We start from the raw sequence: 24,157 nt of genomic DNA on the forward strand, positions 1-24,157 counted from the left end.
ATGGCATCGCCCACCTCGATCCCACCTGGTCCAGCAGTTGCACACTCACGGCTCGCGCGCGGCTGAGTTGAACGGAAGAGCCGGCCCCTGCGCGGCGTGACCGAACCTTGAGCCGCGGCAGATGAGGGCGTGCGCTGCGTGTCCGAGGGCCTTCAGAAGGCCACGGATGGGACTAGGGACGCACCAGCTTCACGAGTGCCTCGACGGTCTCCTTGGCGTCCCCGAAGAGCATCCGGCTGTTGTCCTTGTAGAAGAGCGGGTTCGGTACGCCTGCGTAGCCGCTAGCCATGGACCGCTTCAGCACCACCACGTCGCGGGCCTTCCACACCTCCAGCACCGGCATGCCGGCGATCGGTGACCCGGGCTGGTCGATCGCCGCTGGGTTGACGGTGTCGTTCGCGCCGATGACCAGCACCACGTCGGTCTGCGGCAGGTCGTCGTTGATTTCCTCCATGCTGAGCACGACGTCGTAGGGGACCCTGGCCTCGGCGAGAAGCACGTTCATGTGGCCGGGAAGCCTCCCGGCCACCGGATGTATGCCGAAGCGCACCTGTGCGCCTCTGGCGCGCAGGCACGCGGTGAGCTCCGCCACCGGGTACTGCGCGCGCGCGACGGCCATGCCGTAACCGGGCGTGATCACCACCGACTGCGCGTGCCGCAGCAGCTCGGCGACCTCGGCGGCGTTGCTCTCCCGGTAGTCGCCGTAGTCGGTGCCGTCGCCCTCGAAGGTCGTCCCCTCCGTGCCGAAGCCGCCGGCGATTACCGATACGAACGAGCGGTTCATGCCCTGGCACATGAGGTAGCTGAGGATGGCACCGGAGGAGCCGACCAGCGCACCGGTGACGATGAGCAGGTCGTTGCCGAGGAGGAAGCCGGCCGCGGCCGCCGCCCACCCGGAGTAGCTGTTGAGCATCGACACCACGATCGGCATGTCACCCCCGCCGATGGCGGCCACCATGTGCCAGCCGAGCGCCAGCGCGACGGCGGTCATCAGGACCAACGGCATTGCGGTGTGGGTGAGGACGAACCAGACCATCAGCCCAGCCGAGGCGAGCAGAGCCACCAGGTTGAGCAGGTGCCGGTGCGGCAGCACCAGCGGGTTGGCCGAGATGCGGCCACTGAGCTTGAGCGCGGCGACGACGGAGCCGGTGAAGGTCACGGCTCCGATGAGGACGCCGAAGAACACCTCGACGAGGTGGAACGTCTCCTCGGAGGAGGGCAGCGCGCCTGGCGCGAGGTAGGCGTTGTAGCCGATCAGGACCGCGGCGATGCCGACGAAGCTGTGCAGCATGGCGATGAGCTGCGGTACGCCGGTCATCTCGACCACCCGCGCCCGCCACAGACCGATCCCGGCCCCGACCAGCATGGCCGCCGCGATGAGGGCCAGGGTCAGCTCCGGGTCTGCCGCACGCTCCGCGGCCAGCCAGATGGTCGCGGCAAGCGCGATCGCCATACCGACGATGCCGAAGGCGTTGCCCCGCCGGGCGGTCTCGTGCTTGGAGAGTCCGGCGAGGGACAGGACGAACAGGACGGCCGCGACGACGTAGGCGGCCTGCACGACGGTGACGCTCATGCGTCGCCCTGCCGCCGGAACATCTTCAGCATGCGCCCGGTGACCGCGAAGCCTCCGAAGACGTTGATGCTCGCGACGACGGTGGCGCCGAGCGCCAGGCTGCGGACCAGCGGGTCCTCGCTGCCCACCTGGAGCAGTGCACCGACGAGGATGATGCCGCTGATCGCGTTCGTCTCCGCGAGCAGAGGGGTATGGAGCGCGTGCGTCACGTTGCTGATCACGTAGAACCCGACGATCACCGCCAGCACGAACACGGTGAAGTGGCCCAAGAACGCAGCGGGCGAGACGGTGGCGACCAGCGTGAACAGGACCGCAGCCATGGCCATGGCGAAGTAGCCGCGCCGAGCGTCGAGCCGGACGGCCGCCGGCGGGGGCGTCCCGACCGGAGGATCGGCGGTCGGGGCGGGAACGGACGGGAGGGCGGACACGCTCACGGGCGGCGGTGGCCACAGGACCTCCCGCTCGTGCGTGACGGTCAACCCCCGCACCACCTCGTCGTCCAGGTCCAGGACGATCTGCCCGTCCTTGGCAGGGGTGAGCAGGGCGAGGAGGTTGACGATGTTGGTGCCGTAGAGCTGGGAGGCCTGGGTCGGCAGACGCGCGGGCAGGTCCGTGTAGCCCACGATCTTCACCCCGTTGTGGCTGATGACGACCTTACCCGGCTGCGTGAGCTCGCAGTTGCCGCCGTTGCGGGCAGCCATGTCCACCACCACGCTGCCGGAGCGCATGCGCGCGACCGTCTCGGCCGTGACGAGCCTGGGAGCGGGGCGACCGGGGATCAGCGCGGTGGTGATGACGATGTCGGCCTCGGGACACTCGCGGGCGTAGACCTCCATCGCCCGCCGGTGGAGGTCTCCGCGCATCTCGCGGGCGTAGCCGTCCGCACCCTCGCTCTCGCCCTCAGACGCGATCCACACGAACTGGCCGCCCATCGACTCGACCTGCTCACCGGCGGCCCGCCGGATGTCGAAGGCGCGCACCACCGCGCCCAGGCTGCTCGCCGTCCCGATCGCGGCGAGCCCGGCGACACCGGCGCCGATGACGAAGACCCCGGCCGGAGGGACCTTGCCCGCGGCGGTGACCTGGCCGGTGAAGACCGAGCCGTACTCGTAGGCCGCCTCGATCACCGCGCGGTAGCCGCCGATGTTGGTCATCGAGGAGAGGACGTCGAGCGACTGGGCCCTCGAGATCCGGGGGACAGCGTCCATCGCGAGCGCCGTGACGGCCCGGTCGGCGAGCGCCTGGAGGAGCTCGGGGCTCTGACCGGGGCTGAGCTGGGTGGCCAGGATGGCACCGGCCCGGAGGCGGCCGACCTCCTCCGCGGTGGGGGCGTCCACCTTGGCCACCACGTCGGCGGCCCACACCGCTGGACCGGGGTCGAGGGTGGCGCCGGCCCCGGCGTACTGCTCGTCAGGAAAGCTGGCCCGCTGGCCAGCACCCTCCTGCACGACGACCTGGTGGCCCAGCCGCATGAGCCTGCCAACCGTCTCGGGCGTCGCCGCCACACGGGTCTCTCCGGCCTTGGACTCCGTCGGTATGCCGATCAGCACGCGGCCTCCTTGCCTCGTGGGTCGCCGGGAGGTGCCGTGCGCGTGTGACCGTGGCACCCTCGCCGAGCCGCACCCTACAAGGCCCCTGTGTCCAGCAGCCAGGCGTACCGCCTCACCAGGAGGGGGCCCCGGCAGAGTGGGTGTCTTCAGCTCACCGGATCGGCGGCACTCGAGGAGCCGCAGTGCGGCAGGAGCGGACGCTACCGCGTGCGCAGTGCGGCCATAGGAAGGCGTTGTCGCGCTGGGGTCTGGACGTGAGGAACGTCCTCCTGATGCGCTTGTCGGGCTTGGTGTCCCATCGCCTTCAGGAGGACGTCCCCATGTCCACCCCTGGTGGTGTCTCGCGTGGTGACCGGAACCGGAACGCCCGGCTGGCCCGCCTGCGCGACGGTCCCGCCCACGAGCGCGATCGTGGGGATCGACCTGGCCGACCGTAGACCGGCCAGCATGCCGCCCGGCACGGGTTCGCCGGGCACCTTGCGGCCGGGCGCGAGCCAGCCGCCCAGTTGACTGAAGCCCTGCGGCCGCACAGGTGGGCGACCCGCGGCAGAGGCGCGCCTCTGGTTCTCATGCGGCTCCGGCGTGCGTGCACACTCCATGCGCAGTTGGGTGCGTCCGCTGGTCAGCCAGATGCGGTGGGCGGTGGCGGCGCAGACCCGGACGTGTCGGCGAGGATTGTTGGCTAGCCTGGACAGCACGAGCCAGACCCGCAGGCGCGTGATCCAGAGTGTTCGCTCACCGATGAGGAGAACCGATGCCCACAGAGTCACTGACAGAGCTCGTACAGCAGCACCTCGAGACAGCCTCGACCGCGTCCAGCGGGCGTAGCGCCCATACGATCTACGGCGGTCACGAGAACGTGCTCCGACAGACCCTGATCGCCCTCCGGGCAGGTAGCAGCCTCGACGAGCATGAGAGCCCTGGCGAGGCCACCCTTCAGGTGCTGCACGGGCGTATCACTCTGGTGGCAGGACAGGACCGGTGGAACGGCTCCCCCGGTGATCTCATCCCCATCCCCGACTCTCGCCATGCGCTCGAGGCGGTTGACGACTCCGTGGTCCTCCTCACGGTCGGGATGCGTGAGGCGTAGCAGGCCCCAGGAACGGTCCACGAAAGGTGGTCCACGGTTCCGTCAGTTGGCGACGCGTGCAGGCCATCGCCGCACTGGATGATTGCTGACGCTGCTCCATGACCGCGGCGAGCAGGGCCTGCTCGGAGCGGTGGTGGTGGTCAGCGTCCGCATCGACCACCGCGGTCGCCTCCTTCGTGCCAGGGTGAGGGGGCCGCTTGACACCCGGCCCGTCCTGTCAGTCCAGCCGGACCGACCGAGCGCTCGCTCGGTCAGGTCCCAGCACGAGAGAGCGTGAGTCGATGAGGCCCTGGGAGGCGCACTACCCCGCCGGTCTCACGGCGCAGGCCCCGCCCACACCGGCCGACCTGACGACGGCGTGGAGGGAGCGGGTCGAGCGTGACCCCGACGGGCTGGCCCTCCTGCACCTCGGGCGGGCAGTCACGGCCGCCGAGCTGGACGCCCAGGCGGAGGCGTTCGCCGCTCTCCTGGCCAGCCGGGGCATCGGTGCCGGGGACCGGGTCGGCATCGTCCTGCAGAACGTCCCCACCGCGGCCGTCGTGCTGCTGGGCGCCTGGCGCCTCGGCGCGGTGGTCCCGCTGCTGAACCCGATGTACCACGGCACGGAGCTGCGGACCCTGATCAAGACCTGCGGCGCTAGCGCCCTCGTCGTCGACCCCGACCTGCTGGGGACGGTCCGCAGCGCCGCCGAGGGCACGACGGTCGAGGTGATCTGGGCAGACGGCGACCCCGAGCTCAGCTCCCGTCGGGACGAGCGCGTCGACCCGGCGCTGCAGAGCACCGACGACGTCGCGCTGCTGACCTTCACATCCGGCACCACGGGCGTGCCGAAGGCGGCGATGAACACCCACGGCAACGTGCTCACCGTCGCCGCCTGCGTCCGCGACTGGATGGGGCTCACCACGCAGGACCGGGTGCTCTGCGTCGCTCCCGTCTTCCACATCACCGGCGCGGTCATCACGCTCATGGCGCCGCTGCTGGCCGGTGCCGCGGTCGTGCTGATCGGGCGTGCGAGCCCTGAGGGCGTCCTCCGCGCCTTCCGCGAGGACGGCGTCACCACGACCACCGGGTCGATCACCGTCTTCAACGGGCTGGCCCGTCTTGAGGGGGTCTGCCGGGACGATTTCCCCAAGGTCCGCCACCTCTACTCCGGCGGGGCGCCGGTGCCGCCCTCCACCGTCGAGCGCTTCCGCCGCGAGCTGGGGGTCTACATCCACAACATCTACGGCATGACCGAGACGACGTCCGCGTGCATCGGCGTGCCGCCCGGGGGCGAGGCCCCGGTGCACGAGCCGACCGGCTCGCTGGCCGTCGGGCTGCCCTTCCCCGGGCTCGAGGTCCGCGTCGTCGACCCCGAGGGCCACCCCGTGCCCGCGGGAGCGCCGGGCGAGCTGGAGCTGCGGGGCCCGCACGTCGTGCCCGGCTACTGGGAGGACGAGCAGGCCACCGCCGCCACCTTCCCCGGCGGCGCGCTGCGGACCGGTGACGGGGCCGTCCTGGACGAGCAGGGCTGGGTCTACATCGTCGACCGGCTCAAGGACCAGATCAACACCTCCGGCTACAAGGTGTGGCCGCGCGAGGTCGAGGAGGCCCTCCTGCGGCACCCGGCCGTCCACGAGGCCGCCGTCGTCGGGGTTCCGGACGACTACCGCGGCGAAGCCGTGACCGCGTTCGTCACCTCCGTGGCCGGCGCCGCCGTGACCGAGGACGAGCTGCGCGCGCACGTCCGCGCCGAGCTGGCGGCATACAAGGTGCCCCGCCGCATCGGGTTCCTCGACGAGCTCCCCAAGACACCCACGGGCAAGATCCGCCGACGCGACCTGCGCGACGGCCTCGACGAGGAGGATTCTCAGGTATGACGCAGCGACCGCTTTCCGGACAGGCGGCCCTGGTCACCGGGGCCAGCCGGGGGATCGGGCTGGCGATCGCCGCCCGCCTGGTCGAGCTCGGTGCCCAGGTGGTGATCACCGCCCGCGGCCAGGAGACCCTGGACGAGGCCGTGGCGAGCCTCGGCGACGCGGCGCTCGGCGTCGCCGGCAAAGCCGACGACCCCGACCACCGGGCCCAGGTGCTGCAGACCGTCGCCGATCGTCACGGCCGGCTGGACATCCTCGTCAACAACGCCGGGATCAACCCCGCCTACGGCCCGCTGGAGGAGATCGACCTCGGCGTGGCCCGCAAGATCCTCGAGGTCAACGTGCTGGGCAACCTGGCGTGGACGCAGGGCGTCCTCGCGCACGAGGGGCTGGGCTTCCGGCAGCACGGGGGCCGCATCGTCAACGTCTCCTCCGTCTCGGCCAGCGTCCCCAGCCCGGGGATCGGGTTCTACGGCGTCTCCAAGGCCGCCGTGCACCACCTCACCCGCACCTGGGCGGTCGAGCTGGGCCCGGAGATCCGCGTCAACGCGGTGTCCCCGGCGGTGATCAAGACCGACTTCTCCAGGGCGCTCTACGAGGGCAAGGAGGCGGACGTCGCGGCTGGCTACCCCCTCGGGCGGCTGGGGGAGACGCGGGACGTCGCCGACGTCGTCGCCTTCCTCGTCGGCGAGGAGTCCCGCTGGGTGACCGGGCAGGTCGTCGACGTCGACGGCGGCCTCCTGGTGGGCGGGGGCCACGCATGAGCACCCGTCCCGACGCGATGTCCCCCGAGCTGGCCGACCTGGTCGCCCGCACCCGTGCGTTCGTCCGTGAGGTCGTGATCCCGGCCGAGCCCAGGCCGGGGGAGACCCTTGAGCTGGACGCCCGCCGCGAGCTCTCGGAGAGGGCCAAGGAGGCCGGCGTCTTCGCCCCCGTCTCCAGCGCGGCCTACGGCGGGCTGGGCCTGCCGCTGCGCGACTGGTCGCCGGTCCTGCAGGAGGCCGGCTACAGCCCGATCGGTCCTGCGGTCCTCAACTGCATGGCCCCCGACGAGGGCAACATGCACATGCTCTCCCTCATCGCCACGGAGGAGCAGAAGGAGACCTTCCTCGCGCCGCTGGTGCGCGGGCAGGAGCGCTCCAGCTTCGCGATGACCGAGCCCCACCCCGGCGCCGGCTCCGACCCGTCCGCCCTGACGACCACCGCCCGGCGCGAGGGGGACGAGTGGGTCATCGAGGGCCGCAAGCGCTTCATCAGCGGGGCCAACGAGGCGGGGATCGCCATCGTCATGGCCCGCACCGAGGAGACCGTCGACGCCGACGGGCGGACCCGGCCGGCGGGGGCCACGATGTTCCTCACCCGCACCGACGTGCCGGGCTGGCGCGTCGGGGCCCAGATCCACACCTCCGAGCAGATCATCTCCGGCGGCCACCCCTACGTGCATCTCGAGGGCCTGCGCGTGCCCGGCTCGGCGGTGCTGGGCCAGGTCGGGGAGGGCTTCCGCTACGCCCAGGTCCGGCTCGGCCCGGCGCGGCTGACGCACTGCATGCGCTGGCTCGGACTGGCGCGCCGGGCCCTGGACACGGCGCTGGACCGGGTCGAGCGGCGCGAGCTCTTCGGCTCGCCGATGAGCCAGCTCGGGCTGGCCCAGGGGCTGGTCGCCGACTCGGTCATCGACATCGAGACCTCCGACGCCATCATCGCCCGCACGGCCGCGCTGCTGGAGAACGACGAACGGGCCGGGCAGGCGATGAGCTCGGTCGCGAAGGTGCACTGCGCCGAGGCGATCTACCGGGTCGTGGACCGCAGCATGCAGCTGTGCGGCGGCGACGGGATGAGCGAGGAGCTGCCGCTGGCGCAGTTCCTCATGGAGGTCCGGCCCTTCCGGGTCTACGACGGCTCCAGCGAGACCCACCGGTGGGCCATCTCCCGACGGGCCTCCCGCGCCCGGCGCCGCGAGATCGAGGCCGGGGCGAGCCCGCTCGACCGGGTCGCCCCCGAGGAGCACGATGGCTGAGTCGCGCCCGGACGGGGTGGACGTCGTCGCCACCCGCGCCGAGGCGCAGGGTATGACGATGCCTCCGCTGCTGGTGCTCGACGCCCTGGGCGAGTGGTTGGACGGGCAGGGGATCGGCCCGTCGGGTGGCCCGTTGTCCTGGGAGCGGATCGGGGACGGACAGTCCAACATCACCTACCTCGTGCAACGTGGGGACGGCGCGGACGCGGCGCGCGTCGTGGTGCGTCGCGGCCCCCGTCCACCGCTGCCGCCCTCGGCCCACGACATGGTCCGGGAGTCGCGGATCCAGCGGGTGCTGGGGGAGCGGGAGGTGCGCGTCCCCCGCATCCTCGGCGTCTGCGAGGACGAGTCGGTGCTGGGTGTCCCGTTCTACGTCATGGAGCACCTGGACGGCGTGGTCGTCACCGACACCGAGCCGCCGGCGCTGGGCTCGGCGCAGGCCCGGGGCCGCACGAGCGCTGCGGTCGTCGACACGCTCGTCGCGCTGCACGCGGTCGACGTGGCCGATCCCGCGGTGGCTGCCCTCGGCCGGCCGGCCGGCTACCTGGAGCGTCAGGTGAGGCGGTTCGCCGGGCTGTGGCCGCAGGTCTCCGTCCGTGAGCTGGACGACTTCGAGGTCGTGACGCAGTGGCTGGCCGACCGCCTGCCCGGGCAGGCGGGGAACGCCGTCGTCCACGGCGACTACCGGCTCGGCAACCTCATGCTCGACCGTGGCGCTCCGGACCGCGTGCTCGCCGTCCTCGACTGGGAGATGGCCACCCTCGGTGATCCGCTGGCCGACCTCGGTTACGTCACCGCCACCTGGAGCGATCCCTCCTGGGAGCCGACGGTGATGGATCACGCCACGGTCACCCGCGACGAGGGCTGGTGGCACCGCACAGATCTGGCGCAGGCCTACGCTGCCAGGACCGGCGCCGACCTCGACGCCCTTCCGTGGTACCAGGCCCTGGCGATGTGGAAGTCTGCCGTCTTCTGCGAGGCGATGTACACACGATGGCTCCGCGGCGAACGCCCGGGCGACACCACCTTCGCCCCTCGTCTTGAGCGCGGGGTCCCGGGGCTGCTCGCGAGGGCGCGCGCGCACGCAAGCGAGCTGGCCTGACCCCAGCACGCCCCGCAACGCGCCACACCTGGCCGCCTTCCGAGAGGTGTGTGTGCCGTTCCTAGGACGCCTGCCGGCCGACCCGCTCTCCCAACGCATCCTCCAGGAGCGTGACCAGGGCCTCGAGCTGGACGTCGGAGGACTCGGCGATCTCCTGGTCGGCCCCGTCGAGCGCCCGGGCGGCCAGCCCCGCCTTGCTGTCGATGAGCTCGGCGATCCTCGTGTCGAGGGTCTGCGCTGCGATGATCCGCCACGCCGTGACCGGCTCCTCCTGCCCGATGCGGTGGACGCGGTCGATGGCCTGGGTCTGCTCGGCGTCGGTCCACGACAGTTCCGCGAGCACCATGTTCGAGGCGACCTGCAGGTTGATGCCCACGCCGGCGGCCGTCAGCGAGCACACGACGACCGCGACGTCCGGGTCGTCGGTGAAGGCGTCGATGTGCTTCTGCCGGGCCGCCGCCGTCTGGTCGCCGCGGATGGAGGCGTACCGGATGCCCCGCCGGGCGAAGGTCGCCTCGGCGGTGTCCATGACATCGATGTGCTTGGCGAAGAAGACGACCTTCCCCGCGCTGCGGGCGAGCTGTGCGGCGTAGTCGGCCGCGAGGCCGGCCTTGGCCTGACCGATGCGCCGCATCATCGTGAACACGTTCTCGTCCGACGTCTTCGTCGCCTTGTTCGCCCGCTCCCACGCGGCCACCTGACGCACGAGGTCGTGGTCGATGCCCTCGACGACCTCGCCGGCGTGCCGCGCCTCCAGCGCCCGCTCGTAGCGTGCGACGAGTCGGCGGGCGAGGGCTTGCTCGGCCGCCCGGATGGACCGCCCGGCCTCGTCGTCGAGCTCGACGGGGACGTCGGCCACGCGGCGGGCGGGCAGGTCGGCAGCCACGTCCCTCTTGCGTCGCCGGACGATGCCTCGGTCGATGACGGCGGCGCGGGCGACGGTGGAGAAGCCGCGGTCCGCCGGCGTCAGACCGCTCTCCTCCAGCGCCACCATCAGCTCACCGACCGGTCTGGTCTCGTCGATCCAGCCGAGGAACTGCCAGATCGCCGTGAAGTCCTCGATGTCGTTGATCAGCGGTGTGCCGGTGAGGGCCATGAGCAGCGGATGACCGGTCCGCGTGCGGATGCGCTCGGAGAGCTTCAGCACGTTCTGCGACCGCTGCGACTTCCTGTTCTTGATGTAGTGCGCCTCGTCGACCACCATTCCCCGCAGGCCCAGTTCCCCGAGCCACCCCACGTGCCGGTCGAGCACCTCGTAGTTGACGACGATGATGTCCGCGAAGCCGTCGATCGTGTCACCGTCGCCGTGGACCACGGTCGCGGGGTGGTTGGGCGTCCACAGGGCGGCCTCGCGCGCCCAGTTCATCTTCACCACGTTGGGCACGACGACGAGCAACGGGTAGGCGTCCGCCGCCTCCGCCGCGAGCAGAGCCTGGGCCGTCTTGCCCAGGCCGGGCTCGTCGGCGAGCAGGAACGTCCGGTGCCCCGCCGCCGCGGCGGCGACCAGTCTCCCCTGGTGCGGCATGAGCTCTAGCCCACCGGACACGCGGGTGGCGCCAGGTTCCGGCAGGGTCATGCACGAGAGCGCGCCGCCGTCCTCGAAGGACGTGAGCAGCGGTCCGATGAGCTCCCAGCCGACGAGGCGGCGGGGCTTGGCGGTGCGCCTGGCGACGGCCGAGAAGTCGGGTGCGAGGAAGGGGTTGGCGAGCTGGCGGGACACCACGGACCTGGGCACCACCCGGCGCTGGACGGCTGCCGTGGGCTCGGTGGGTGCGGGTTTCTCCGCGGGGTCCGGCGGCACCTCGACCCCGGCGGCCTCCAGCAGCTCGCGACGGAGCGACCGCGCGCGGTCGGAGATGACGGCGTCGTCGGCGAGCAGCCCGAGGAGGGAGGTGTCGCGGGCGGCCGTCGTCGCGAGGATGGTGGCGATGCCGTCGAGGCGCTTCAGCTCCTCGGTGCGCCGGGCCGCGGACGTGCTCTCCTCCGCCTTGACGCGGGCGCGCTCCTCGCGCATGAGGAGGGCCACCACCTGGAACTTCGTCCGGATCGAGGGTTGCGTCCGACCCCGCTGGACCGCGGACTCGACCTCACGGACGGCCTTGGCGAGCACCTGGATGACACCGTCGTCGTCGCGGGGGCGCTGGGCGCGCGGGCGCGTGCCGTTCTGACGCGGGTGCGCGCCGTTCTGACGCGTGCGCGCGTCCTTGTGACGCTGGGCTCCTCGAGCCACGAACTCCTCCTCGGAGCGATCGGTCAATCCCCGGCGGGACCCAGCCCTCACCGCACCTGCGGGGGGATGGACGTCCCAGCCGCCCCCGGCAGAAGACGTCCCGGGGAGCTGCTGGTTCAGCGGATCTGCGATGAGATCGACGCGTACGACGTATCCAGCCACGATGGCATCTTCAGCGTACCGCGTACCGGGTGCATGTCGGGCCTCGGGGAGCCGAGGAGGACCTCGTCCTGTCGATCCCCACCACCGTCGGCGGCGTCGGGGGTCTGCTCAGCCTCACCGGGTCACCGGTCACCGATGTGCGTCGGCACGTGCAGGGTCGTCTGCGGGAACGGGTGGGCGCGGGGCAGGACCGGTGCGGCGTGCTCACCGCCGTCGATCCGGACGGGGACCCGGTCGGCTGTCGAGGACTGCGGCGTCCTGCGGAACGGCGGGAGGTGCCTGCGGGACGAGCAAGGGGGTTCGTGCAGGTTCGTTCTGCCCGAACTCGGTGTACGTGGCGAGCACGGCGCGGCCGCGGCCCGGCAGGTCACCGTCCCGCTCCACGCCGGCGCGGACCCGCCTGCGATCTTCGGGTGGGGGGAGGGGGACGAGCCGTTGGACCGCGGGGTCGTCGTGCTTGCCGGCGCACGGCATCGCCACGGCGTGCTCAGCCAGGGTCAACGTCACCGACGGCGGGAGGAGGTCGATGCCCCGGGGTGGCATGTCGCACCACAGCACCGCGTACATCGTCCACCCCTGGCGGGGCAGGGTGTCCAGGATCAGCGGCCTGGTGGCATCGGCGTAGTCGATGGTTGCGACGTCGATGAGCCGGAGGCCTTCCGGGAAGGGCGGCGCCTCGGCGCGCGGTACGCGACCTGAGGTCTGGCGGTCTTCGGGTGGGGACCGGCACGGCCGTGGCCGAGGCTGGCGAGCGGCCCTCGTCGGCCGGGTACGAGGACGTGCGGTCACCGCCGTCCGGGTCGACAAGAGGTTCGCTCAGCGCCGCGGTGAAGAGGTCCTGCGCCGGTCCGTAGTGGTGGTACGCCACCGCGTGGAGGGCGTCGGCCAGGCCCTCGGTCTGCGGCACCAGGGAGGGGATGCGCCGGGGTGGCACGCCCAGCACCTGCGCGGTGTGCTCGGCCGCCCACCCCTGGACCAGCATGAGGACAGCGGCGGCACGCTGGCGGGCGGGCCACGACCCGCAGATCCCGAGACGGCTCATCTGACCCTGGGGCCATGTCTCAACGTCGCACCGGCACCAGACCTTGGCAAGAACGAACCCGCACCGGGTGGGTGCCGCGCATCCGCTGACAGGCCGGTGGAGCCAGCCCTCTGGGGTGACCGTCACACCGACCAGGTGTCAGGCTGGGGTCGTGGCTTCCGAGGCTGGATCCTACGCGCGCGTGTTCCGTCGACACGCTCATCCCGTCAGTGCCTGGTCGAGACTGCTGAGCACACCCCTTCTGCTGGTACCACCGTGGACCCGGCGCTGGTGGTTGTACGTGCCCATCGGTGCCTGGTTCGCGGTCAACCCGGTGATGACCCCGCCGGCTCACGACACGTCCTCGTTCGCGACGAGGGCCATCCTGGGCGAGGAGTCCTGGACCCGGGACCCCACGTCCGAGCCGAAGGTCCTGGCCCTGACAGGCGTGGTCACGGCCTCGCTCGTGGGCGCCATGGTGGCCAGCTACCAGCACAGGAGGACCGCCGCGGTCGTCGGCACGGGGAGCTGCGTGGTGCTCACGCTGTGGCAGTGGAAGCTGTGGGCGGACCGGTTCACGCGGGAGACCCGTCGGACGGCCGACGGCGAGCGGGTGCGGTGAACCACCGGGGCCCCCTCGCAGCCACGCTCAGGTCCTGACGGGGCGACCCGGGAGGCGCTCTACCGGCCCGACGCACGGACGGCGGCTCGGACCGTGAAGACTGCCGCGTAGCGTGAGACGCCATGGCATGGACGTACTCAAAGGTGGCCTGGGTCGCCGCCCTGATCTCGCTGTTCGCGCTGCTGCGCGGCCTGCGCGGGCTGGTGGAGGTCGACGACCGACCGGTGGCGCTGGTCGTGGCGGTCGTGGTGGTGGCCGTCACCGGCCTGGTGCCGTCCACCCTCGGCCGGGGGCAGGTGCTGCCCGAGCAGGCCGGTTGGCGCAAGACGCTGCAGTTCTTCGGTGCGAGCGCGGCGACGGTGCTGGCGGTCCTCCTGGGTGTCGACGTGGTCCTCGCCGGGGTGGTCGGTGTGGCCGCCGCCGCGGTGGTGCCACTGGCCTGGCGGGCGCCGCAGAGCTGACCGGAGCCGGGTGAGTCCCCTACGAAGGGGTCCCGCGGGAGCGCGGCCTGGCGAAGAGGCGGGAGAGCCCGAGCCGCAGGGCGGTGACGTCGGTGTCGACGGCGACGAGGTCGGCCTCGGGCGCCACCTCGAGAAGGGCCGGTCGGCCAGCCATGAACCCCACGACCTTTCCTGCCCCGCGGGCCAGGCCGACCACGTGCCGGAGGGCCTGGACGGTCTGGGCCGAGTCTGGCTCGGGATAGCCGGCGGAGATCGAGAGGTCGTAGGGACCCACGAAGACGCCGTCGATCCCGGGCACCGCGAGGATGTCGGCGGCCCGCTTCAGACCGGTGGCGGTCTCGACCATCGGCAGCAGGAGCTGCTGCGCGGGGGCCCGGGTGACGCCGAGAGCCTGCCGGCAACCGCCTGTGCTGCGGGTGCCGTGCGGAGGGGTCCGGCACGCCGACACCAGGGCGCGGGCCTGGTCGGCCGTCTCCACCATGGGGACGATGAGGCCGTCGACCCCGGCGTCGAGGAGGCGGCCGATCGTCGCGGCGTCGTGGGAGGGTGTCCGTGCCAGGACGGGAAGCCGGGCGTGCTCGACCACGCGCAGCAGCCCCGGGACGTCCGTGGGCTCGAGGTCGCCGTGCTGCAGGTCGAGACCGACCCAGTCGACGCCGCTGCCGACGACGACCTCCAGCCCGTAGGGGTTGAGAAAGCTCACCCACAGTCCGCGGCGCAGACCCTCTCCCTCCCCGGCGGCTGCGGTCAGCAGCCTCGTCCTCAGGTCCGGGGCGGGGGTGTCGTCCGGCGCGGGCATGGGCACCTCCTGGGGTGGGCGAGCGTGTCGTTCCAAGGGTCAGAGTGCCAGCAGTCCACCTGCGACCTCGACGAGGTCCTCCCCGCGGACGTCAGCAGGAAGGAAGACGTCGCCGGGCTCACCCTCCAGGCGGGAGCACCAGCCGGCGAGGGCACCGACCTTCTTGGCACCGTGGCAGTCCCAGGCGTGCACCGCGACGAGCGCCGTCCGGTCCACCTCGCAGCCGAGAGCCTGCGCGGCGTGGCGGTAGACCTGGGGTGCGGGCTTCCACACGCCGACGGTGTCGCAGGTCACGACCTCGTAGTCCGCGACGTCGCCGGCGAGCGTCAACGCCATCGCGTCGCGCTGGAACCGCATGAAGAACGCACCCAGCACCTCGGGGCGCTGCCCCACCTCCACGAGCCTCTCCGCGATCGGATGCAGGTCGAGCAGGGTCTCCAGGACGTCGAACACGACGGCGTCGACACGGGGAGTCAACGCAGCTCCTCCAGCAGCGCGGGAAGGACCTCGTGCATGTCACCGATCACGGCATACCGCGCCTTGGTCACCATCGGCGCCTCCTCGTCGGTGTTGACCGCGATGATGGTCCGCGAGGACGAACACCCCGCCCAGTGCTGGATCGCGCCGCTGATGCCGCACGCCAGGTAGAGGTCCGGGCTGATGCGGCTGCCGGTCTGACCCACCTGCTCGTGGTGCGGACGCCAGCCGAGGCTGGTCACCACCCGCGAGACACCGACCGCGCCACCGAGCCGCTCCGCCACGGCCTCCGCAGCCGCGAACCGGTCCGCCCCGCCGACCCCTCGTCCGACCCCCACGACCACCGAGGCGCCGGTCAGGGCCGAGGTGTCGCCGGCCTCGCGGGCCTCGGTCCGCCGCACCTGGGCGACCAGGTCGGCCGGGGTCAGCTCGACCTCGACCTGCTCCACCGTCGTCTGCCTCGGATCCGACGCCGGGGCGGGTGCCACCGCGTGCCCCGCCACCGACGCCACGGCGGGCCGGCCGCCGAGCCCGACCCGCTCCAGGACCGCGCCGCCCACGACCTGCCGCTCGACCTCGAGCGGGTCGGACTGCACGACCTGCACCACGTTGGCGGCCATCGGCACGTCGTGGACGGCCGCCACGTGCGCCAGCACCTCGGTGCCGCGCGGGGTGCCACCGGCGAGGAGGTATGCCGCGCCGCTCGCCTCGAGGGCGGCGTCGACGACGCGCGCCCAGGCGCGTGCGGCATACCGCTCCAGCCGTGCGTCCGTGGTGACGAGCAGGGTGCGCACCCCCTGCTCGCGGCACTGCGCCAGCACCTCCTCACCGGGCTGGCCCACCTGCCCGACGAGCACCGCGTCCACCGCCTCCCCGGGCAGGTCACGCGCGAAGGTCAGACTCTCCTCGGCCACCACGGACAGCCCCGCCCCGCCCTGGCCGGGATCCTCCAGCTCCACCAGCACCAGCACGCTCACCGAACGACCCCCAGCTCCCGCAGCACCTCGGCCAGCCGGACAGCACCGCCGGCACCCTGCCCGAGCACCTCCACCCGGCTCTCCGGCGCAGGCAGCACCCGCAGCCCGAGCCGGCCGCTGCCGCGCGGCTCGACACCCGGGTCGACCACCTCGACGGGCGTCTTCCGGGCGCGCATCCGTCCGGTGATGGAGGGGTAGCGCGGCTGCACGCCGCCCTCCAGCACGGTCACGACGGCGGGCAGGGGGAGCTCGTAGACCTCGGTGCCCGTCGCGGTCCCGGCCCGGACCTCGGCCCGTCCCTGCGCCACGGTGATGTTCTGCGCCCCCGCCACCACAGGACGCCCGAGGAGGTGCGCCAGCCGGATGCCGACCTGGTGGTCGCCGGTGTCGGCAGCGTCGTTGCCCAGCAGCACCAGGTCGTAGCCGGTGCCGGCCGACTCCTTCTCGCGCACGACGGCGGCGATCGCGGCCGCGACGTCGCCCGGGCCGAACGCGTCCGCCTCGGCGTCGACGCGGACGGCCGCGTGGGCTCCCACGGCGACCGCGGCCCGCAGCTGCTCCTCGCAGTCCTCGTCCCCCAGGCTGAGCACGGTGACCTCACCACCGGACGCGCCGGCGACGTCCACCGCGATCTCCACGGCGCACTCCTCGTGCGCGCTCATGGTGTAGCCGGCGTAGCGTCCGTCCACCGCGTCGCCGGCCTCGGTCAGCACCACCTCACCGCTGTCGTCGGGCACCCTCTTCACGCAGACCAGCACGTCGGCCATCTCAGGTGCCCCCCGCCCGGGCGCCCAGCTCGGCATACCGTCCTTTGACCCGCAGGTTGTCCGGGTCGAGCAGCGGGCTGGCGTCGGCGCGGACCACGGTGACGGGGAAGAGCTGCTCCATGTAGGAGACCGCCAGCCCGGTCCCGGGCACCGCCTGCGCGGGCGGGAGGAACGCCATCAGCACGTGCTGGCCCAGGCTCGGGGCCGAGGCGGCCGAGGTGACGTACGGATGGTGCCCGTGCCCGTCGGTCAGGGGGTGGCCCTCCCGGGTGAGGACGGGCTCGCCGCCGAGCATGTAGCGCTTCGTCCCGTCGGCGCTCGTGTGGTCGTCGACGGTCAGGGCGCACAGGACGGCCCTGGGGGCCATCCTCTCCTGCTCGAGGACCGCCTGCCTGCCGATGAAGTCGGCGTCCTTGATCCTGGCCCTGCTCATCCCCGTCTCGGCGAGGCTGCGCTCGGCGTCCAGCTCCGCCCCGAAGGCGCGGTACCCCTTCTCGATCCGTCCGGTGGCGGTGTAGACACCCGTCCCGACCGGCACCACGCCGTGCTCGCGACCGGTCCGGACCAGCCGGTCCCACAGCGCCGCCCCGGTCTCCATCGGCACGTAGAGCTCCCACCCGAACTCGCCCACGTAGGAGATCCTGGAGGCCAGCACCGACAGCTCCCCGACCTCGATCGTCCTCCACGTGCCGAACGCGAACGTCTCCGGGGAGATGTCGTCGTCGGTCAGCGCGCCGAGCACGTCGCCGGCCCGTGGCCCCCACAGACCGATCGTGCTGATCGCGGAGGTGAGGTCGACCAGCTGGGCCCCCTCGGGCAGGTGGTCGGCGAACCATTTCTTGTCGACCATGCCGTGCGCTCCGCCGGTGACGACGCGGAAGCGGTCGTGCCCGAGGCGCATGACGGTCAGGTCGGAGCGGAAACCACCGGCCTCGTCGAGCACCGGGGTGTAGACGACCCGGCCCACCGGGACGTCAGCCTGCGCCACGACGATGCGCTGGACCGCGGCCATGGCCTGGGGGCCGACGACGTCGAGGACCGCGAAGGAGGTCAGGTCCACGATCCCGCCGCGGGCCCGCATCGCCAGGTGCTCGGCGTTGATGATCGGGCTCCACCAGCGGGCGTCCCACTCGTTCTCCCGGGGCATCACCGCCTCACCGAACTCCTCCAGGAGGCCGGCGTTGCTCTCGTACCACTGGGGGCGCTCCCAGCCCACGGCCTCGTGGAAGACCGCTCCGAGCTCGCGCTGGGAGGCGTGCATGGGGGAGAGGCGCACCGGGCGCGAGCTCTGCCACTGCTCCGCGGGGTGCACGATGCCGTAGGTCTTGTTGAAGGCCTCGCTGGTGCGGGCGCGGACGTGGGCGCGCGTGCGCTGGTGGGGGTAGAAGCGGGCGATGTCGCTGGCCCCCAGGTCGATCTCGGAGTGGCCGTGGGTCATCCACTCGGCCACGGCCCGGCCGACCCCGGGGCCCTCCTTGATCCACACCGCGGCGCAGCTCCACAGCCCGGCGACCTCGGGCGTCTCTCCCAGCACCGGTGCGCCGTCCGGGGTCAGCGAGAGCAGACCGTTGATGGCGTATCGGATCTCGGCCCGCTCGTCGCCGAGCAGCTCGGGCATGAGCTCCAGCGCCTGCTCCAGCTGCGGGTCGAAGTCGTCCTCGGTGAACGGCATCTCGGTCGGCGAGAGCTTGGCCTGCGCGATCGAAGGGATCTCCTCGGGCTCGTGCAGGATCGGCCGGTGGGCGTAGGAGCCGACCTCCATGTCCGAGCCGTGCTGGCGCTCGTAGCAGAAGGTGTCCATGTCGCGGACGATCGGGACGCTGATCTCACCGTCCGTCACGGCCAGCGGGGCGCAGGGCCCTACCGAGATCATCTGGTGCACCGCCGGGGTCAGCGGGATGTGTGCGCCGGCCATCCGCGCGAGCTTCGGGCTCCACACGCCGCAGGCGATGACGACCACGGGGGCCTCGATCGTGCCCTTGTCGGTCTGCACGGCACGGACCCGGCCGTCGACGACGCTCATCCCGGTCACCTCGACGTTCGGGACGGTGGTCAGGGCGCCGGACTCCTGGGCCCGCTCCCGCATGATGGTGCCGGCACGCAAGGAGTCGACCACGCCGACGGACGGCGTGTAGAAGCCCCCGACGACGACGGAGGGGTCGACGAAGGGCACCAGCTCCACGATCTCCTCCGGGGTGACCAGCCGCGACTCGATCCCCCAGGCCCTCGCCGAGGACATCCGGCGCCGCAGCTCCTCCATCCGCTCCTGCGTCCGGGCGACCTCGATGCCGCCTGACTCGGTGAAGACACCCATCTCGCGGTACTGCCGGACCGAGTCCACCGTCAGGTCGGTGATCTCGCGGCTGTGGTCGACCGGGAAGATGAAGTTGGAGGCGTGGCCGGTGGAGCCGCCGGGGTTCGGCAGCGGCCCCTTGTCGATCTGCACGATGTCCTGCCACCCCAGCCGAGCCAGGTGGTGGACCAGCGCGTTCCCGACGATGCCGGCTCCGATGACCAGCACGTCGCAGCGGTCCGGGAGCGGTGACGTGCTCATCGAGCACCCTTCGACGTGCGTAGTGCGCAACTGTGCGCACAGGACGCAGTCATCGTGGCTGCGGGCCGAGCGTCTGTCAAGGGTCCTCCTGGCGGGTCCCCGGGAGAGGGTGACGAGCCGGGCGCCTGTGCCCGTCGTTGCGTATGACGCAGACCGTTGCACACTCCGCACCGCTGGGGTAGCGTCGAAGCACGCTGGATCACAGCCCCCGCTCCGGTCGGTCCGTGCAGGCCCGGCCCCGCACCACAAGGAGGGCGCCGATGACTCTGACCGAGAGCACCGCGACCCGCTCTGACGACGCCGCTGACCTCGCCGCCCCACCCACGTCGGCACCCCGGACCATCCACCCCAACCACCCGACGGTGGACCAGGGCCGGACCGTCCCGGTGAACCTCCGGCAGAGCGGCCCGACGCCGGTGGAGCTGCTGATCTCCACCCGCATCCGCAAGTCGCCCTACTGGCACCTGTCGGTCGCCGCCGGCGCCTGGCGCGCGGAGGTCTACAACCGCGTCTACCACCCGCGTGGCTACCTCTCGATGGAGGAGGGGGGCCCGCTGGCCGAGCACCGGTCCGTCGTGGACGACGTCAGCCTGTGGAACGTCGCGGTGGAGCGGCAGATCCAGGTCAAGGGTCCGGACGCCGAGGACTTCGTCAACTACGTGATCACCCGGCAGGCCAGGAAGATCTCCCCGATGCACGCGCGCTACGTCATCCTGTGCAACGAGGCCGGCGGCATCCTCAACGACCCGGTCCTGCTGCGGCTGTCGCAGGACGAGTTCTGGTTCAGCGTGTCCGACTCCGACCTCATGCTCTGGCTGCAGGGGGTGAACGTCGGCAAGGGGTACGACGTGCACATCCAGGAGATCGACGTCTGCCCGGTCCAGATCCAGGGCCCCAGGTCCACGGCCCTGATGCGCGACCTCGTCGGCCCGGTGGTCGACGACATCCCGAACTACGGTCTCGCGGCGGCCGAGGTCGCCGGGCTGCCGGTCATCGTGTCCCAGACCGGGTTCACCGGGGAGAAGGGGTACGAGATCTACCTTTACGACGCCACCCTGCACGCCGAGGAGATGTGGAACGCGGTGCTCGAGGCCGGCAGGGCGCACAACCTGCGGGTGATCGCGCCGGCCCACCCCCGCCGCGTCCAGGCCGGCATCCTGTCCTGGGGTCAGGACATGGACGCCGAGACCTCCCCGCTGCAGACCAACCTGGCCTACCAGGTGCCGCGGATGAAGGAGGAGGACTACGTCGGCAAGAAGGCGCTGGAGGCGCAGCGGGCGCAGCTGGAGGCGGGCGAGGCGCCCTTCACCCAGATGCTGGTCGGGATGCGGCTGGGCGGGAAGCCGATCACCGACTACGCGCCGGACTTCTGGCTGGTGAGCACCGCCGAGCACGACGACCCGGTCGGCTACCTGACCTCGCCCTGGTACTCACCCGAGCTGGGGACGAACATCGCCCTCGGGTACGTCCCGGTCGCGCACAGCGGGATCGGCTCCCGGATGCGGGCCTGGCTGCCGGAGGAGTATGCCGAGACCCCCGGCGAGCCGGTCGACGCCGAGGTGGTGGAGGTGCCCTTCCGCCCGTCGGTCAACCCGAACACCCGCGAGGTGCTCAAGGACGAGGGCAGGCAGTTCCTCTGAGCCTCAGCCGTGCCAGCCGAGCCGGGTGGACAGGTCGTCCGCGGCGCGGCGCAGCGGGGCGAGCAGCTCCCGCTCCCGCTCGACGTCCATCCGGAAGGACGGCCCGGACAGGCTGATCGAGGCGACCAGCTCGCCGTGGACGTCGTAGACCGGGGCGGCCATCGCGGTGAGGCCGATGTCCAGCTCGTCCCGCACCACGGCATACCCCTGCTCCCTCGCCGCCTGGACGAGCCGCTCCAGCTCCGCCGGCTGCGTCACGGTGTGCTCGGTGAAGGCGGTCAGCTCACCCCAGACCTCGCTGCGTTCGGCCGCCGACAGCCCACCGAGCAGCACCCGGCCGTTCGAGGTGGCGTGCAGCGGGATGTGCTGCCCCACCCAGTTGTAGGAGGTGATCGTCGAGGGGCCGAGCGCCTGGTCCACGTACAGAGCCGTGGGCCCGGCCATCACCGCGACGTTGACGGTCTCGCCGGTCTCCTGCGCCAGCGCACGGCACACCGGCCGCCCCTCCTGGACGAGGTCGAGCCGGGCGGTCGTGGCCCCGGCCAGGCGGAGGATGCCCGCCCCCAGCCGCACCGGACCGCGAGGCTCGGGCTGCTCGACCAGGTCGTGGGCGGACAGGGCGGCGACCGTCCGGCTGACGGTGCTCTTGTGGACCCCCAGCTCCTCGGCGATCTCGCCCAGACCCGCCTCGCCGGCGCGGGCCAGGATCTCGAGGATGGTCAGGGCCCGGTCGACCGACTGTACCGGGGAGCGGTCGCCTCCGTCGCTCTCCTCGTCCGCCACGCGCCCCACCCTAGGGACCGACGGGGCGGGAGCCCCGTCCGGGGTGGTCGACCGACAGCAGGTCCAGCTGCTCCTGCCGCCAGGACTCGGTCAAGCCGACCTGGTTGAACGTGTAGACGTGCAGCCCGCAGATCCCGAGCCGCTCGTCGGCCGCCAGCCGGGCGATCCTGTGCACGAAGCCGGTGCTGGAAAAACCGGGCAGGGCGATGCGGGCGAACACGTTCTTCTGCTTGCGCAGGAAGCGCATCGAGTCACCGACCCCGATCGTCGCGGCCATCCGCAGCAGCCTGCCGGGGTCGACCGGGCCGGGGACGCCGATGCGGACGGGCAGCGTGACGCCGCGGTCGCGGACCGCCTCGAGCCACCGGCGCACCATCGCGTCGTCGAACGTCATGTTGGAGACGATGGAGGTGGCGTGCTCGTGCTTGGCCCACATGGACTGCACCAGGACGTGGTCCTCGATGCCGGGGTGGGACTCCGGGTAACCGGTGATGCCCACGTGCGGGAAGGGCCTGCCCAGGTCGTCCAGGGCCAGCAGCAGCTCGAGCGCACCGGCGAAGGTCTCGTCGGTGCCGGTCGCGTCCCCACCGGGCACGAAGACCTCGGTCACGCCCGCTTCCTGCAGCCGGGACACCAGGTCGGGAAGCCCGGCCCGGGGCACCATCCGGGCCGCCAGGTGCGGCACCACGTGGTAGTGCTGGGCGAGCCTCTCGGTCACCTCGAGCGTGGCGTCCAGTCCTCTGGTCGGTGACGCGGTCACGGTGATGGCGCGCCCAGGGGCCACGTGCTCGAGCACCCGGTCGACGATGCCGGCGGACGGCAGGACCTCCAGCCGGGCGTCGAGCAGCAGCGACTGCAGGGCCGAAGGCGGACGCTTGTTGCCCATCACGCAACCTCTTTCTCAGGACGCATCCAACCTACGAGAGTCCGGGGTCCGGGACAAGCGCCGGAGCGTGAGTCGTCCGGGTGAACAGCGTGCGCCGTCCCCGGACCTCAGGTCCCGCAGAACGTGCGGTACGGACCGAGGTCCGACGGGGCGGGGGCGGCGTAGCGCTCCAGGTGGGGACGCTCGACGTAGGGGTCGGTCACCGCCTCCAGCAGTCGGTGCACCAGCGTCAGGTCGCCCTCCACGGCGGCGTCCAGCGCCTCCTCGACCAGGTGGTTGCGGGGGATGTGGACGGGGTTGACCAGGTCCATCGACGCCGCGTCCGGCCGCAGGGGCAGCCAGCGGCCGAACCAGGCGTCGAACGCGGCCTCGTCCGCTCCGGCACGGCGTGCGGCACCGGTGTCACCGCGTGCCACGGCGCCGAGGCTGCGGAAGAACGCCGTGTGGTCGACCCGGTGCTCCTGCAGCAGACCCAGCAGCTCCTCTGCCAGGGAGCCGACGTCGCCCGACGCGACCTGCTCCGGCAGGCCCAGCCTGGCCCGCATCCCGGACGTCCAGGAGGCGCCGTAGGCCGGGACGAACGCGTCGACCGCCTCCACCGCGAGCTCGACCGCGCGGTCCTGCTCCTCGTGCAGCAGCGGCAGCATCGCCTCCGCCAGCCGGGCCAGGTTCCACCGGGCGACGGCGGGCTGGTTGCCGTAGGCGTAGCGTCCCGCCGTGTCGATCGAGCTGTAGACCGTCGCCGGGTCGTACCGGTCCAGGAAGGCGCACGGCCCGTAGTCGATGGTCTCCCCGGAGATCGTCGTGTTGTCGGTGTTCATCACGCCGTGGACGAAGCCCACGAGCATCCACCGCGCCACGAGCGAGGCCTGGTCGGCGACCACGGCCCGCAGGAGCGCGGCATACCGGTCGTCCGTCCCGGCCGCCTCGGGGTGGTGACGGTCGATCGCGTGGTCGGCCAGGCGCTGCAGCAGGGCGACGTCGCCGGTGGCGCGGGCGAACTGGAAGGTCCCCACGCGCAGGTGGCTGCCGGCCACCCGCGCGAGCACCGCGCCGGGCAGCGTCCTCTCCCGCTGCACCCGGCGACCGGTGGCCACCACCGCCAGCGACCGGGTGGTGGGGATGCCCAGGGCGTGCATCGCCTCGGAGACGACGTGCTCGCGCAGCATCGGACCGACCGCGGCCAGGCCGTCACCCGCGCGGGCGAACGGGGTGCGCCCGGACCCCTTGAGGTGCAGGTCGCGACGGCGGCCGGCAGGGTCGAGCACCTCACCCAGCAGGAGCGCCCGCCCGTCCCCCAGCCGCGGGGAGTAGGCCCCGAACTGGTGCCCGGCGTAGGCCTGCGCCACGGGGGTGGCGTCGACCGGGACGCTGCGCCCGGTCAGCAGGCCCACGCCCTCGGCGCCGCGCAACCACTCCGGGTCGAGGCCCAGCTCGGTGGCCAGGGGTTCGTTCAGGACCAGGATCCTCGGGTCCGGGGCGGCCTCGGCCTGCCAGGGGATCGCGAGCTCGGACAGCTCGGCGGCGAACTGACCGCCGAGAACGAGGGCCGGTCGGGTGGACGTGCTCATCCGACGAGCCTAGGTCAGC

General features: G+C 72.3%; 19 protein-coding genes. 8 read left to right on the top strand and 11 right to left on the bottom strand.

Annotated features, from left to right (window positions below):
* Positions 1-172: 172 nt before the first annotated feature.
* Together pntB and ACWHYA_RS07790 are read right to left on the bottom strand one after the other, a co-directional pair.
* Positions 173-1,573 carry a Re/Si-specific NAD(P)(+) transhydrogenase subunit beta gene (pntB, locus tag ACWHYA_RS07785; protein WP_425943217.1) on the bottom strand — a complete coding sequence of 467 codons (1,401 nt, stop codon included), beginning with the start codon at positions 1,571-1,573 and terminating at the stop codon, positions 173-175.
* The gene (locus ACWHYA_RS07790; RefSeq protein ID WP_425943216.1) at positions 1,570-3,123 is read right to left on the bottom strand and encodes a Re/Si-specific NAD(P)(+) transhydrogenase subunit alpha; all 1,554 of its coding nucleotides are present in this window, start codon (positions 3,121-3,123) and stop codon (positions 1,570-1,572) included. Before ACWHYA_RS07790 ends, pntB begins: the two co-directional genes overlap by 4 nt.
* 754 nt (positions 3,124-3,877) lie before the next feature.
* On the opposite strand from ACWHYA_RS07790, the gene ACWHYA_RS07795 reads away from it, so the two are divergent.
* The 5 genes from ACWHYA_RS07795 (at position 3,878) to ACWHYA_RS07815 (ending at position 9,188) form a co-directional block, all read left to right on the top strand.
* Positions 3,878-4,213, top strand: a complete 336-nt coding sequence (locus ACWHYA_RS07795) for a cupin domain-containing protein (protein WP_425943215.1) — start codon at positions 3,878-3,880, stop codon at positions 4,211-4,213.
* 281 nt (positions 4,214-4,494) lie between these two features.
* Positions 4,495-6,072 carry a class I adenylate-forming enzyme family protein gene (locus ACWHYA_RS07800; protein ID WP_425943214.1) on the top strand — a complete coding sequence of 526 codons (1,578 nt, stop codon included), beginning with the start codon at positions 4,495-4,497 and terminating at the stop codon, positions 6,070-6,072.
* On the top strand, positions 6,069-6,833 hold the full coding sequence (locus ACWHYA_RS07805) for an SDR family oxidoreductase (RefSeq protein ID WP_425943213.1): 765 nt from the start codon (positions 6,069-6,071) through the stop codon (positions 6,831-6,833). Before ACWHYA_RS07800 ends, ACWHYA_RS07805 begins: the two co-directional genes overlap by 4 nt.
* Positions 6,830-8,086: an acyl-CoA dehydrogenase family protein gene (locus ACWHYA_RS07810; RefSeq protein ID WP_425943212.1), complete on the top strand. Its 1,257-nt coding sequence runs from the start codon at positions 6,830-6,832 to the stop codon at positions 8,084-8,086. Before ACWHYA_RS07805 ends, ACWHYA_RS07810 begins: the two co-directional genes overlap by 4 nt.
* Positions 8,079-9,188 (top strand): phosphotransferase family protein, encoded by a 1,110-nt coding sequence (locus ACWHYA_RS07815; protein WP_425943211.1) that lies wholly within the window; start codon positions 8,079-8,081, stop codon positions 9,186-9,188. Before ACWHYA_RS07810 ends, ACWHYA_RS07815 begins: the two co-directional genes overlap by 8 nt.
* A gap of 61 nt (positions 9,189-9,249) precedes the next feature.
* On the opposite strand, the gene ACWHYA_RS07820 is transcribed toward ACWHYA_RS07815, so the two are convergent.
* Positions 9,250-11,418, bottom strand: coding sequence for a DEAD/DEAH box helicase (locus tag ACWHYA_RS07820; RefSeq protein WP_425943210.1), 2,169 nt, complete (start codon positions 11,416-11,418; stop codon positions 9,250-9,252).
* A gap of 1,385 nt (positions 11,419-12,803) precedes the next feature.
* On the opposite strand from ACWHYA_RS07820, the gene ACWHYA_RS07825 reads away from it, so the two are divergent.
* Positions 12,804-13,223 carry a DUF6653 family protein gene (locus tag ACWHYA_RS07825; protein ID WP_426949294.1) on the top strand — a complete coding sequence of 140 codons (420 nt, stop codon included), beginning with the start codon at positions 12,804-12,806 and terminating at the stop codon, positions 13,221-13,223.
* A 122-nt stretch (positions 13,224-13,345) separates the two neighbouring features.
* A complete protein-coding gene (locus tag ACWHYA_RS07830; RefSeq protein ID WP_425943208.1) occupies positions 13,346-13,684 on the top strand; it encodes a hypothetical protein in 339 nt (112 codons plus the stop codon).
* 19 nt (positions 13,685-13,703) lie between these two features.
* On the opposite strand, the gene ACWHYA_RS07835 is transcribed toward ACWHYA_RS07830, so the two are convergent.
* Genes ACWHYA_RS07835 through ACWHYA_RS07855 form a run of 5 tightly spaced genes read right to left on the bottom strand, consistent with a single transcriptional unit; the run spans position 13,704 to position 19,258 of the window.
* Positions 13,704-14,483, bottom strand: a complete 780-nt coding sequence (locus tag ACWHYA_RS07835) for an HpcH/HpaI aldolase family protein (RefSeq protein WP_425943207.1) — start codon at positions 14,481-14,483, stop codon at positions 13,704-13,706.
* A 39-nt stretch (positions 14,484-14,522) separates the two neighbouring features.
* Positions 14,523-14,960: a hypothetical protein gene (locus ACWHYA_RS07840; protein WP_425943206.1), complete on the bottom strand. Its 438-nt coding sequence runs from the start codon at positions 14,958-14,960 to the stop codon at positions 14,523-14,525.
* Positions 14,957-15,937 (bottom strand): electron transfer flavoprotein subunit alpha/FixB family protein, encoded by a 981-nt coding sequence (locus ACWHYA_RS07845; RefSeq protein ID WP_425943205.1) that lies wholly within the window; start codon positions 15,935-15,937, stop codon positions 14,957-14,959. Before ACWHYA_RS07845 ends, ACWHYA_RS07840 begins: the two co-directional genes overlap by 4 nt.
* Positions 15,934-16,704 (bottom strand): electron transfer flavoprotein subunit beta/FixA family protein, encoded by a 771-nt coding sequence (locus ACWHYA_RS07850; RefSeq protein ID WP_425943204.1) that lies wholly within the window; start codon positions 16,702-16,704, stop codon positions 15,934-15,936. The genes ACWHYA_RS07845 and ACWHYA_RS07850 overlap by 4 nt, the downstream gene beginning before the upstream one ends.
* 1 nt (position 16,705) lies before the next feature.
* Positions 16,706-19,258, bottom strand: coding sequence for a GcvT family protein (locus ACWHYA_RS07855; RefSeq protein ID WP_425943203.1), 2,553 nt, complete (start codon positions 19,256-19,258; stop codon positions 16,706-16,708).
* Between the two features lie 260 nt (positions 19,259-19,518).
* Here ACWHYA_RS07855 and ACWHYA_RS07860 point away from each other — a divergent pair, with 260 nt between their 5' ends.
* The gene (locus ACWHYA_RS07860) at positions 19,519-20,898 is read left to right on the top strand and encodes a glycine cleavage T C-terminal barrel domain-containing protein (protein WP_425943202.1); all 1,380 of its coding nucleotides are present in this window, start codon (positions 19,519-19,521) and stop codon (positions 20,896-20,898) included.
* 3 nt (positions 20,899-20,901) lie between these two features.
* On the opposite strand, the gene ACWHYA_RS07865 is transcribed toward ACWHYA_RS07860, so the two are convergent.
* From ACWHYA_RS07865 to ACWHYA_RS07875, 3 genes are all read right to left on the bottom strand, one after another.
* Positions 20,902-21,681, bottom strand: a complete 780-nt coding sequence (locus ACWHYA_RS07865; protein ID WP_425943201.1) for an IclR family transcriptional regulator — start codon at positions 21,679-21,681, stop codon at positions 20,902-20,904.
* Positions 21,682-21,691: 10 nt separating this feature from the next.
* Positions 21,692-22,567 (bottom strand): methylenetetrahydrofolate reductase, encoded by an 876-nt coding sequence (locus tag ACWHYA_RS07870; protein ID WP_425943200.1) that lies wholly within the window; start codon positions 22,565-22,567, stop codon positions 21,692-21,694.
* 107 nt (positions 22,568-22,674) lie between these two features.
* The gene (locus ACWHYA_RS07875) at positions 22,675-24,138 is read right to left on the bottom strand and encodes a protein adenylyltransferase SelO (protein WP_425943199.1); all 1,464 of its coding nucleotides are present in this window, start codon (positions 24,136-24,138) and stop codon (positions 22,675-22,677) included.
* Between the last annotated feature and the right edge of the window lie 19 nt (positions 24,139-24,157).

The organism is Ornithinimicrobium carbonis (assembly GCF_977012275.1).